This is a genomic window from Corynebacterium sp. KPL2861, assembly GCF_040225475.1.
In the GTDB taxonomy this organism is placed as follows: Bacteria; Actinomycetota; Actinomycetes; order Mycobacteriales; family Mycobacteriaceae; genus Corynebacterium.
Genome location: NZ_JBEHFW010000002.1, coordinates 142,603 through 154,397, shown reverse-complemented (window position 1 = coordinate 154,397; position 11,795 = coordinate 142,603). Strand labels below are relative to the sequence as shown.

The following is an 11,795-nucleotide window of genomic DNA, read 5'->3' as shown; positions in this document are numbered from 1 at the left end:
AGCAGACGGCGAGAATCCTTAAACATTCAACCAAATCCATGATCCGCCCTAGGGAACGCAAGGAGCCCATATAGACGAAAAATCTCCCTACGAGCCAGAGGGTTTCTCGCGCTCTGGCTCGTAGGGAGTAATTAAGGCTTTAGCCTAATTTAGTGCTGACCCTCTGCGAACTCTTCGACCAACTTAGCGTTGAATGCAGGCAGGTCATCCGGGGTACGGGAGGAGACCAAGCCCTGGTCGCAGTGGACCTCTTCGTCAACCCAGGTAGCACCTGCATTGCGGAGATCGGTCTGCAGGGACGGGAAGGACGTCAAGGTACGACCCTTGAGAGCGTCTGCATCGGCTAGAATCCAGCCGCCGTGGCAGATAGCGCCCAAGGGGCGGTCCTCGCCCATGTGCTTGCGCACGATGCTAACGGCTGCCTCGTCCAAGCGGATGAGGTCTGCGTTATTGGTGCCGCCAGGCAAGATGATGCCGTCGAAGGTCTCACCCTCGGAGTCCTTGGTCGTAGCATCAACGTTAATCTCGGTACTGTTCTTGCCCGTAATGGTGCCGGCCTTAGGCGCCAAAACCTTCACGGTAGCGCCGGCCCTCTGCACGGCCTCTAGCGGAGAGGTCAGCTCGGAGTCTTCAAAGTCATTCGTAGCAATGATTGCAATCGTCTTGTTTTCTAGCTCAGCCATTATTATGACCTCCTTATTGTTGTTGGGTACACAGATAGGGTAACTCTAAATTCGCGTGCTCGCCACGTTCCCTACCGCGACCTGCAACAAGCTAGGATTTAGCCACCGATCTTGAAGTCACACACGTCGCCATCGTGCATGATGTAGTCCTTACCTTCTTGGCGGACCTTGCCGTTGGCGCGCGCCTCGGCCATGGAGCCTGCGGCAACAAGATCATCGAAGGAGACGATTTCGGCCTTGATGAACTTCTTTTCAAAGTCGGTGTGAATTACACCGGCAGCCTGGGGCGCAGCAGCGCCTTGCTTAATGGTCCACGCGCGGGCTTCCTTTTCACCAGCGGTGAGGTAGGTCTGCAGTCCCAAGGTGGAGAAACCGGCCTTGGCCAAGGTAGCCAAGCCGGGCTCTTCTTGGCCTACTGCCTCGAGCAGCTCGCTTGCCTCGTCCTCATCCAGCTCCAAGAGCTCGGACTCGGTTTGTGCATCGAGGAAGACGCAATCTGCTGGGGCGACGAGCTGGCGCAGTTCGTCCTTCTTGGCGACATCGGTAAGCACAGCCTCGTCCGAGTTAAAGACATAGAGGAAAGGCTTAGCCGTCATCAGGTGCAGCTCGCGCACGAGGGAAAGATCAATCTCGCCGGACTTGGCGGCGGCGAAGAGGGTGCGGTCATCCTCCAGGATTTCCTGCGCCTTCTTGGTGGCCTCCACCACCGGGGCCAAGTCCTTATTCTTCCGGGCATCTTTTTCTAGGCGCGGCAGGGCCTTCTCGATGGTCTGCAGATCCGCCAGAATCAGCTCTGTATTAATAACGGAAATGTCATTGCCGGGATCTACCTGGCCATCAACGTGGATGACGTTGTCATCAGAAAAGGCGCGGACCACCTGGCAGATAGCGTCGGCCTCGCGGATATTGGCTAGGAAGGCGTTACCCATACCCTCGCCCTGCGAGGCACCTGCGACGATGCCGGCAATATCCACAAAGGACACGGTCGCTGGCAAGATGCGCTCGGAGTTGAACATCTTAGCGAGGGTGTCCAAACGGGGATCCGGCAGCTCCACCAAGCCGACGTTGGGCTCGATGGTGGCGAAAGGGTAATTAGCCGCCAAGATTTCGGAACGGGTCAGGGCATTAAACAAAGTGGACTTGCCCACATTGGGCAAGCCGACGATTCCTAGTGTAAGACTCACGGGGCTAATCCTAACGCACCTACCGCGTTATGAGGCAAGATGGTGGGGTGAGTTCTGATAAGCAACCAACACCCGAAAAGCCGCAGGCGAGCCCGGGCGATAAAATGGACGGTGACTTCGACACCAGCCAATTGGACGACGTATCGCCACACCCCCCGGGCAATCAGGTCGATCGCTCCGTCATTGCGGGCGAAATGGTGAAATCGACCTCCCTGTGGGCCGTGCGCCTGCTGATAATTGGCGTTTTCCTTTTTGCGATCTATCACGTCTTGGGTAGCTTCTGGCAGGGCATCCTGCCGGTGCTCTTGGCTCTTATTATCTGTACCGTGCTTCACCCCATGGCGCGTTGGATGCGAACAAAAGGACTGCCCGCAGGCCTGGCGGCGATTGTGACGATCCTGCTCTCCTCGGCCGCCGTCGGTGGGCTTATCGCCTCGGTGGCGCCGGACTTCATGCGGCAATCCCAGTCGCTCTACCTGCAAACGGTCTCCGGCATCCAGCAGCTCCAAGTTTGGGCCCAGGGCCCACCCCTGAACCTCGATAGCGACGATATGAGCACCTATATCGACGAGGCCGCAGGCTGGTTGCAGGAACGTGCGGGCGTTATCGCCGGGTCTGTATTTACGGGCATCGGCAATGCCACCTCATTTTTCGTCACGGTGTTCATCGTCTTGGTGCTCACCTTCTTCTTCCTGAAAGACGGCACCAAATTCCTGCCGTGGCTGCGCGATGCCACCGGCCGGCGCGCCGGCTGGCATCTCACGGAATTGCTCACGCGCGCCTGGAATACCCTGGGCGGGTTCATTCGGGCACAGGCGGTTGTCTCGCTTATCGATGCCATCTTTATCGGCCTCGGCCTCGTGCTTATCGGCGTGCCCTTGGCGATGGCCCTGGCGATCATTACCTTCATCGCCGGCTTCATCCCGTTCGTCGGCGCCATTGTCTCTGGCGCGCTCGCAGTGGTTATCGCCTTGGTATCTTTGGGCTTTACCCAAGCACTGTTGGTCTTGGGCCTCGTTATTTTGGTCCAGCAGCTTGAAGGCAATGTACTCTCGCCGTGGCTGCAGGCAAAGGCCATGAACCTGCACCCAGTTATCGTTTTGGTCTCCGTCATCGTCGGCTCCGCGCTCTTTGGACTCATCGGTGGATTCCTGGCCGTGCCGACCGCCGCCATGATCGCGGTTGCCTATCGCTACGTGCAGGACATGATGAAGCTGCAGTCCGGGGAAAAACACTCCTCCGAGCTCAACTACTCCACCGTCGCGGGCTATCTCATCGGCCGCTATACCGAAGAGCAAGCGCAATACAAGCGCGAGCAATGGCGCAATGTTCCAGAACACGCCAGCCCCGATATCGCCGGCGCCGATGCGGCTTCCGATGGCGACTCCACCACGCTCGATGACTCCGTCGATGTCGATTCCACCCCGGAGGACTATGACGAGCCAAGCATGCGCTCCAACCTGCGCCGCGCGCGGGATGCCTTCGAAAATCTTTTGAACGGAGATTCGAATAAATAGTGTGCCGTGTCGGCAGCACGTGTCATAGTGGATTCCATGACATCCACTTTGCCCATGCTGCTGCTGTTTATCGGTCTCCTACTGGGTGCCGTTCTGGGATGGCTGGCCCACTCTCATTCCGCTTCCCGCTCCGCGCCGAGCGAGGAGCACCGGGCGCTGCAAGAATCCCAACGCCGCCAGGCCGAGCTGCAACCGCTAGAAAAGGCCATGGATAGGCTCGGATTCCAGCTACAAGAACTGGAAGAAGACCGCACCGCCCACTTAGCCTCCCTGTCCAGCCAAGTGCAGGCGGTGACCCGCACCTCGTCCCAACTCACGGAGCGCACGGATCAGCTCGTTACGGCCCTCCGCTCGCCCAATGTGCGCGGGCGATGGGGCGAGATCCAGCTAGAGCGCGTCGTCGAACTCGGCGGCATGAGACGGCACGTGGACTTCGATTCCCAAGTCTCTGCCCCCTTAAACGGCCGCATCGTGCGCCCAGATATGCTCATCAACTTGGCCGGTGGCAGGCATATCATCGTCGATGCCAAGGTTCCGTTCTCTTCATACCTCGATGCGCTAGAAACCGACGATCCAGAAGAACACGCCGGCTACCTGCGCCGCCACGCGCATCAGCTGCGCAGTCACATCCAGGCGCTATCCCACAAAGACTATATTGAGGCCTTCCAACCCACCCCGGAATTCGTGGTGCTCTTCGTACCCGCGGATCCTTTCCTCGATGCTGCGTTATCGGTCGATCCTGAGCTCATCGAATTCGGTTTTGAACGCAACGTCGTCATCGCGACCCCGAGCTCACTCTTCGCGCTCTTGCGCACGGTAGCTATGGGGTGGCACCAGGAAGATATTTCCGCCAAGGCAAAAGAAGTCCAACGCTTGGGACGTGAGCTCTATTCGCGGCTCAATACCCTTTCGGAGCACTATGGCAAGGTGGGCCAAGGACTCGAAAAGGCAGTAGAAGCCTATAATTCCACGCTCTCCTCGCTTGATTCGCGCGTGGGAGTGACCGCCCGCAAGCTGCACGAAATGGAGATTCCCGGCCGCACGAACAGAGCGCCGCGCGAGCCCTCCCCCATTGATACGTGGCCGCGCGGGACAAATTCTTCTTAAAATCTAGGCAGTTTTACTGCGTGGATATAGCCATTGGCCCGCGCCAGACGGTAGGATTTTGCGACGTGTCACTAGCCAAACAACGAAAGCCTACCGCCGCGCAAAGCCTGAGCATGCCGAGCATCTCGCTGCTGAAGGGCCTTGGGCTATTGGCGGCACTTTTGCTCACCGGCGCATTGATTTCCATTCTTGCCGGCTCCATAGGCTGGATGTACTTTGCCTTTCTCATCATCAGCTCCCTGCTCATAGCGCTCATCGTTGAGGAGCGGGGATTATTCCTGTCCATCGCGTCCATCCCCATTTTGTACGCGGTAACCGTGGTGACGGCGGGAATCTTCATCACCAAGTCCAATGCTCCGGAAGGCACCAGTTTTTCTAAAACGTCCCTGCTGACCTCCGTGTATCCGCTGGTCCAGAACTTCCTGTGGTTGCTTATCGCGGTTCTCGGCGCGACCGCAATCGGCGTCTTGCGCTGGATGCGCTTCCGCAAGGCCGCCCAACGTGCTGTGAATCAGCAAAAGGTCGCGCGGCGCGCGGACATGAAGCGGGATCGCCAGAACCGCGCTGAACGGCTTTCCGTGGCGGAACTCATGGCGCGCAATAGATCCGAAAACCCGCAGGCCCCCTCCCCACGCGCCTCCCGCCGCAGGTCGCACGCACAGGTGCAACCTCCGCGGAAGCCGCAGGACCGCATCCGCGGCCGCGACCGAGAAGAGCGCCGCCGCGAGCAACAGGCGGAACGCGAAAATCGCTTACAACCGGATCCGAATCGTCGCGCGGGGGACGTGATTCTACCGGCCCCCGAACCAGGTCCCACTTCCTCGACAAAAGACACTGCCAAGAAGCAGCGTTGGGACGATAACCTCTACGAATAAACTAAACCGTGAGCCCCGGCACTCTTTAAGAGGCCACCAGGCTCACGGTTGTTGTCGTTTTAGGCGTTGCAGCGCTAGGTGCGGGCAGGACGCAGATCGCGCGGCAGCGCGAAAGTAATGGATTCGGTGGAGGTGGTTACTTGCTCCACGTCATTAAAGCCGCGCTCATCCAAGTATTCGAGCACCTCGCGCACAAGAAGTTCTGGCACGGAGGCGCCACAGGTCACGCCAACGGTCTCTACGCCGTCTAGCCACGATTCATCGATCTCGTCGGCAAAATCCACCAAGTGGGAGTCGCGTGAACCCGCCTCGAGCGCGACTTCTACGAGGCGCACGGAGTTGGACGAGTTCTTAGACCCCACCACGATCATAAGGTCGCACTTCGGTGCAATGGCTTTGACGGACTCTTGCCGGTTTTGAGTGGCGTAGCAGATATCATCTGACGGCGGGTTTTCTAGGTGCGGAAAACGCTCACGCAGCTTATTGACGATGACAACGGTCTCATCCACCGAGAGTGTGGTCTGCGAAAGCCAGATGAGTTTCTCATCCTGCAGGTAGTCTGGCAGCTTGTCCACGCCGTCGACGCCATCGACCAGATGCGTAACATCGGGGGCCTCGCCCGCGGTGCCTTCTACCTCCTCGTGGCCTTCGTGGCCCACGAGGAGGATGTGGTAACCATCGCGCTCGAAACGCTGGGCTTCCTTGTGCACCTTAGTCACCAAGGGGCAGGTAGCGTCCAAGGTCAATTGCTTGCGCTCCTGCGCCTGATTGCGCACCGCCGGGGAGATTCCGTGGGCGGAAAAGACGAGGTGAGCACCCTCCGGGGCCTCGGCGGCCTCTTCAACGAAGATGACTCCGCGCTTGGCCAAAGATTCAACGACATAACGGTTGTGGACGATTTGCTTGCGCACATAAATGGGTGCGCCGTATTTTTCTAGCGCCTTTTCTACGGTCTCGACGGCGCGGTCCACTCCAGCGCAGTAACCGCGCGGTGCCGCGAGGAGAACATTTTTACCATCAGTCATGCCTCCCAGAGTATCGAAAGGTAAAGCAAAACAATAGTAAGGGCTATCCAGCAGGGAAAGCGCCCATCTAGGCCACCCAAGCGGGGCGCCACGTGCCTTGAGCACCTACACTAAAGGGCACCGTATGGCGCTGTAGATGGAAAGGGTGGCTGCGTGAATCAACCGGCAAATACTCCAGAGACCCCGTGGCCCGTGGGCCAGGTCAATGACCAGGTGAAGGGATGGATCGAGCGCCTTGGATACCTGTGGGTGGAAGGCCAATTAACGCAGATCAATTACAAGCCCACCTGGAAGCTGTCCTACCTCACCCTGCGCGATGTGCAGCAGGAAAAGTCGGTGCAATTGACCTGCTCTTCCTCAATGCTGCACAACTTGCCCACGCCGCTAAAAGATGGCGACCGCGTCATCGTACACGGCAAACCCGCCTTTTATGCTGGCCGCGGATCCTTTTCCCTGTGGACCACGGAGATCCGGCACGTGGGCATCGGCGATTTATTGGCGCGCATTGAAAAGCTGCGCGCGCAGCTTGCCGCAGAAGGCCTCTTTGATCCCGCGCGCAAGCGCCCGCTTCCCTACCTCCCGCAGAAAATCGGCCTGATTACCGGCCGCGGTTCTGCCGCCGAGCGCGATGTCATGGCGGTCGCCCGCGACAGGTGGCCGGCCGTGCAATTCCGGGTCATTAATACCGCGGTTCAGGGGGCGAATACCGTCCCCGAGGTGATTTCCGCCTTGCAGGAGCTCGACGCCGATGCGGAGATCGATGTCATCATCATCGCCCGCGGAGGCGGTTCCGTCGAAGATCTCCTTCCCTTTTCTGAAGAAGCCCTGCAACGCGCCGTCGTGGCCGCCAGCACCCCGGTGGTCTCCGCGATTGGCCACGAGCCGGATAGTCCGGTGCTCGATAACGTGGCGGATCTGCGCGCGGCGACCCCCACGGATGCCGCCAAGCGCGTGGTTCCTTCGGTGGCAGAGGAACGCGCGGTCATCGCTGAGGCGCGATCCCGCATGGCGGCGGCCTTGCGCGGCTGGGTAGAACGCGAGCGCCGTGGATTGGATAATATCCGCTCGCGCCCAGTGCTGGCAGATCCGATGACGCCCATCCGCGCTCGGCGCGAAGAGGTCGAGCGCATGCGCACGAGTATGCGCCGCGAACTGCGGGTGCTCTTAGACCGTGAGACCCGGCACGTGGAGTCCCTTCGCGCGCGGGTTTCTGCTTTAGGTCCTTCGGCGACGCTTGCCCGTGGGTATTCTATTGTCCAGGTCTTGCCCAAAGATGGCAGCGATCCGGAGGTCGTTAGCTCTTATGAGCAATCACCGCCCGGCGCGCAATTGCGCATTCGCTTGGGCGATGGTTCCATCACCGCCGTGTCCATGGCCTCCCAGGCCGCCGATTAGCCAGAAATAGTAGGAGAATTGCTGATGTCAGATGAAACCATTGGTTCCGGCCAGCCGGGCCAGGATGCTTTTACTCCCGTAGAGGAATTGAGCTACGAGCAGGCGCGCGATGAGCTCATTGAGACCGTCAAGATTTTAGAGCTCGGCCAGATGGGCCTGGACGAGTCCCTGAAGTACTGGGAGCGCGGCGAGGCGCTTGCTCGCACGTGCGAATCCCACCTGGATGGAGCCTCGAAGCGCGTGGAAGATACCCTCGAAAGGGCGGAAAACAACGAGCAGCAGGCCGAGGAGGGTGAAGAGTAGTGCAGATTTATGGTTACCCGGGAAAGCGGATTGATTTCGTATCCAAATCGGCATCGGCAGGCTCCATCATGGGCGGCGATTCCCGCGCGCTGGTAGAGGAGTTCTTCGGGCCGGCGCATACCAGCACCCAGGTTTCGGGCACCGAGGAGGAACTGAGTTACTTTTCCCAGTCCATCGTGCTGCTGCTTGCCGATGCCCAGGTGGTCCAAGTCTCCATCTACCCGCAGCGTTCTCAGCGCGAGCGCGTGGATGTCTACCTAGAAAAGACGCGGCTGAGCGGCCTGGATGCCGCTGGCTTAGAAGAAGCCACCGGTAATACTGAAGGAATCACGGTGGAAGCGGACTCCGAGGGGCTCAGAGAGGTTACTTTCCGCTTATAGGCTTGGCCTTGATAAAGGCCTCGGTGGCGGCGGCGAATTCTTCATCGGGGGCCGCGCCGGAGATGATGAGGCGGGCATCGCCCAGGTCAACAATCCACAAGCGGCGCACCGAATCGTCATCGCTTGCCAGCACGCGCACCTGGTGGTCGGCTACCTCGCGAGTAGAGTTCAGCCCGCGGTAGTTCGCGTCGTATTTTTCGCCCGCGTCTTCTGCAGAAACCTGGGTTTGGGTGGATTCCACGTAAGTTCCATCTGCGGTGAGCCAGCTGACGACGGTGGCTGTCTCGCCGCCTAGCTGCGAACGGCGGGCCGCATTGGCCTGCCAGCCTTCGGGCATCTGGGGATCTCGGATGGCGCCAACACCGGCGCGGGCCTGCGTATCCAGGAAGGTCTCCTCGTCTACCTCTTGAACCGGGCCTTGCGCCGTTTCCGGATTCACCGAGCAGAGCCCGGTTGCGCCCACCACGAGCAACATCATGACCACCACTACGGAAAGGGACAAAATGATGTCGCGAGCGCCTTCGAAAATCTTCGGTCTTTGTTCTGCTGCCACGCGCCTTAGTATCGCATGAGCCGACGTGAAAGTGCCACATGCCTCCCGCGTGCGCACATTCGCGCCGATAATGCTGCCCCTGACAAGGAAAATCCCCACAAAAGGGGCCCCAAATCGGACCTATTGGTGCCAAAAAGTGCCAGAATAGGAAAAGTAGAACACTAAGCGCGTGGGAATTACCCCCACGGTGAGAAAACATGGAAGGCAACCACTACACATGTCCGAAAATACTTCTTATTTGCCCGACCGTAACCTGGCCATGGAGCTGGTGCGCGTGACCGAAGCCGCCGCCTTAGCCTCTGGCCGCTGGGTTGGTCGTGGCATGAAGAATGAGGGCGATGGCGCGGCAGTCGATGCCATGCGCAAGCTGATTAACTCCGTGGCGATGAAGGGTGTCGTCGTCATCGGCGAGGGCGAAAAGGATGAGGCCCCGATGCTCTTCAACGGCGAGGAGGTCGGCACCGGTGAGGGCGCGGCGATGGACATCGCCGTGGACCCCGTGGACGGCACGCGGTTGATGGCTGAGGGCCGCCCCAATGCCATTTCCGTAATCGCCGCCGCTGAGCGCGGCACCATGTATGACCCGTCCGCGGTCTTCTACATGGAAAAGATCGCCGTGGGCCCCGAGGCCGTCGGTTCCATCGACATCAACCAGTCCGTGCAGTGGAATATCGAATCTGTTGCCAAGGCAAAGGGCCTGCGCACCGCCGATATCACCGTGGTGGTATTGGACCGCCCGCGCCACGATAAGCTCATCCAGGAGATCCGCGAGGCAGGCGCCAAGGTGCGCCTTATCATGGACGGCGATGTGGCAGGCGCCATCGCTACCTGCCAGGATTCCAACTCCATCGACATGATGATGGGCATTGGCGGTACCCCTGAGGGCATCATCACCGCCTGCGCCATGCGGTGTATGGGCGGCGAAATCCAGGGCAAGCTGTGGCCAAAGGATGAAGAGGAAGCGGAAAAGGCCCGCGCCGCAGGCCACGACTTGGATAAGGTCTTGGGCACCAATGACTTGGTCTCCTCCAAGAACTGCTACTTCGCCGCCACCGGCGTGACCAACGGTGACATGCTGCGCGGTGTCTCTTACCGCAATAACGGCGCCTCCACCCGTTCGCTGGTCATGCGTTCCAAATCCGGCACCATTCGCTACGTCGATTCCTTCCACAAGCTGGCTAAGCTGCAGGAATACTCCGTCGTGGACTACTCGGACCCCACCAAGAACTAAACCTCACCCCCAAATGGCGGGGCAGGCTCGGGCTTTTCGCCCTCTCACTTTTAGCTTTTCGCCATACTGGGGGTAGACGCACACAATCAATTAACCGAGGTGATTTTCATGACCGAATACCGTACCGAACATGACACTATGGGCGAGGTTAAAGTTCCCGCCGATGCCCTGTGGCGCGCACAAACCCAGCGCGCGGTAGACAACTTCCCCATCTCCGGCCGCGGCTTGGAAGATGCGCAGATCCGCGCGCTCGGCCTGCTCAAGGCTGCATGCGCACAGGTCAACAAGGATTCCGGCAGCCTGGATGCAGAAAAGGCTGATGCGATTATCGCCGCCGCGAAGGAAATCGCAGAAGGCAAGCACAACGATGCCTTCCCCATTGACGTCTTCCAGACCGGCTCCGGTACCTCGTCCAATATGAACACCAACGAGGTCATCGCTTCCTTGGCACATAAGCAGGGCGTCGAGGTCCACCCGAACGATGACGTCAACATGGGCCAGTCCTCCAATGACACCTTCCCCACCGCTACCCACGTGGCGGCTACGGAAGCTGCCGTCAGTGACCTCATTCCGGGCCTGAAGGTCCTGCACGAGTCCTTGACCAAGAAGGCGAAGGAATTCGCGGACGTCGTCAAGGCCGGCCGCACCCACCTCATGGACGCCACCCCCATCACCCTGGGCCAGGAGTTCAGCGGCTACGCCCGCCAGGTGGAGCTCGGCATCGAGCGCATCGAGGCTACCCTCCCGCGCTTGGGAGAGCTCGCCATCGGCGGTACCGCCACCGGTACCGGTCTGAATACCTCCGCCGAGTTCGGCGGCAAGGTGACCGAGGAGCTCAAGAAGCTCACCGGCGTTGAGAACCTCAAGGAAGCAGAAAACCACTTCGAGGCACAGGCTAACCGCGATGGCCTCGTAGAGTTCTCCGGCGCCATGCGCTCGGTGGCCGTGTCCTTCAACAAGATTGCCAATGACCTTCGGATGCTGGGCTCCGGCCCGCTGACCGGCTTGGCAGAAATTCACCTGAAGGACCTGCAGCCTGGTTCCTCCATCATGCCGGGCAAGGTCAACCCGGTTATCCCTGAGGCAGTCACCATGGTGGCCGGCCAGGTTGTGGGCAATGACGCAGCCGTTGCCTTCGGTGGCGCACAGGGCCAGTTCGAGCTCAACGTCTTCATCCCAATGATGGCGCGCAACGTGCTCGAATCTGCTCGCCTGCTGGCCAACTCCGCCCGCGTGTTTGCTGAGAAGTGCGTCGACCACATCGAAGCGAACGAGGAGCGCATGAAGCACTTCGCGGAGTCCTCCACCTCCATCGTGACCCCGCTAAACTCCGCCATCGGCTACGAGAACGCTGCAAAGGCCGCAAAGCACGCACTCAATGAGAAGATCACCGTCCGCCAGGCCGTAATCGACTTGGGCTTTGTTGACGGCGAGAACCTCACCGAGGAAGAGCTGGACAAGCGCTTGGATGTATTGAGCATGACCAACCGCGAGCGCGACAATATCTAATCTAAGCCGCCTTAAGCGCTGCAACCCCGCTCG

Annotated in this window: 12 protein-coding genes; 8 read left to right on the top strand and 4 right to left on the bottom strand. The window is 59.6% G+C overall.

The window, feature by feature from the left end:
• Positions 1–149: 149 nt before the first annotated feature.
• Complete coding sequence (locus ABRP84_RS02335) at positions 150–683, bottom strand: type 1 glutamine amidotransferase domain-containing protein (protein ID WP_349852569.1); 534 nt, start codon at positions 681–683, stop codon at positions 150–152.
• Between the two features lie 98 nt (positions 684–781).
• Complete coding sequence (ychF, locus tag ABRP84_RS02330; protein ID WP_349852568.1) at positions 782–1,867, bottom strand: redox-regulated ATPase YchF; 1,086 nt, start codon at positions 1,865–1,867, stop codon at positions 782–784.
• A 29-nt stretch (positions 1,868–1,896) separates the two neighbouring features.
• Between ychF and ABRP84_RS02325 the strand changes: the two genes are divergently transcribed.
• The 3 genes from ABRP84_RS02325 (at position 1,897) to ABRP84_RS02315 (ending at position 5,366) form a co-directional block, all read left to right on the top strand.
• Positions 1,897–3,384, top strand: a complete 1,488-nt coding sequence (locus ABRP84_RS02325; RefSeq protein WP_349852567.1) for an AI-2E family transporter — start codon at positions 1,897–1,899, stop codon at positions 3,382–3,384.
• A gap of 36 nt (positions 3,385–3,420) precedes the next feature.
• Positions 3,421–4,491, top strand: coding sequence for a DNA recombination protein RmuC (locus ABRP84_RS02320; protein ID WP_349852566.1), 1,071 nt, complete (start codon positions 3,421–3,423; stop codon positions 4,489–4,491).
• A 65-nt stretch (positions 4,492–4,556) separates the two neighbouring features.
• Complete coding sequence (locus ABRP84_RS02315) at positions 4,557–5,366, top strand: DUF6542 domain-containing protein (RefSeq protein WP_349852565.1); 810 nt, start codon at positions 4,557–4,559, stop codon at positions 5,364–5,366.
• A 74-nt stretch (positions 5,367–5,440) separates the two neighbouring features.
• On the opposite strand, the gene ABRP84_RS02310 is transcribed toward ABRP84_RS02315, so the two are convergent.
• On the bottom strand, positions 5,441–6,391 hold the full coding sequence (locus ABRP84_RS02310) for a 4-hydroxy-3-methylbut-2-enyl diphosphate reductase (RefSeq protein WP_239267941.1): 951 nt from the start codon (positions 6,389–6,391) through the stop codon (positions 5,441–5,443).
• 153 nt (positions 6,392–6,544) lie between these two features.
• Here ABRP84_RS02310 and xseA point away from each other — a divergent pair, with 153 nt between their 5' ends.
• Genes xseA through ABRP84_RS02295 form a run of 3 tightly spaced genes read left to right on the top strand, consistent with a single transcriptional unit; the run spans position 6,545 to position 8,469 of the window.
• Positions 6,545–7,786, top strand: a complete 1,242-nt coding sequence (gene xseA / locus ABRP84_RS02305; protein ID WP_349852564.1) for an exodeoxyribonuclease VII large subunit — start codon at positions 6,545–6,547, stop codon at positions 7,784–7,786.
• Between the two features lie 24 nt (positions 7,787–7,810).
• On the top strand, positions 7,811–8,089 hold the full coding sequence (locus ABRP84_RS02300) for an exodeoxyribonuclease VII small subunit (protein WP_349852562.1): 279 nt from the start codon (positions 7,811–7,813) through the stop codon (positions 8,087–8,089).
• Entirely contained in the window at positions 8,089–8,469 is a 381-nt protein-coding gene (locus tag ABRP84_RS02295; RefSeq protein WP_349852561.1) for a hypothetical protein, read from the top strand. The genes ABRP84_RS02300 and ABRP84_RS02295 overlap by 1 nt, the downstream gene beginning before the upstream one ends.
• Here the strand turns inward: ABRP84_RS02295 and ABRP84_RS02290 are convergent.
• On the bottom strand, positions 8,453–9,022 hold the full coding sequence (locus tag ABRP84_RS02290) for a DUF4245 domain-containing protein (protein ID WP_349852559.1): 570 nt from the start codon (positions 9,020–9,022) through the stop codon (positions 8,453–8,455). The two genes, ABRP84_RS02295 and ABRP84_RS02290, sit on opposite strands and share 17 nt — an antisense overlap.
• Before the next feature lie 217 nt (positions 9,023–9,239).
• Here ABRP84_RS02290 and glpX point away from each other — a divergent pair, with 217 nt between their 5' ends.
• Together glpX and ABRP84_RS02280 are read left to right on the top strand one after the other, a co-directional pair.
• Positions 9,240–10,253, top strand: coding sequence for a class II fructose-bisphosphatase (glpX, locus tag ABRP84_RS02285; protein WP_284769941.1), 1,014 nt, complete (start codon positions 9,240–9,242; stop codon positions 10,251–10,253).
• 108 nt (positions 10,254–10,361) lie between these two features.
• Positions 10,362–11,762 carry a class II fumarate hydratase gene (locus ABRP84_RS02280; protein WP_349852558.1) on the top strand — a complete coding sequence of 467 codons (1,401 nt, stop codon included), beginning with the start codon at positions 10,362–10,364 and terminating at the stop codon, positions 11,760–11,762.
• Positions 11,763–11,795 lie beyond the last annotated feature (33 nt).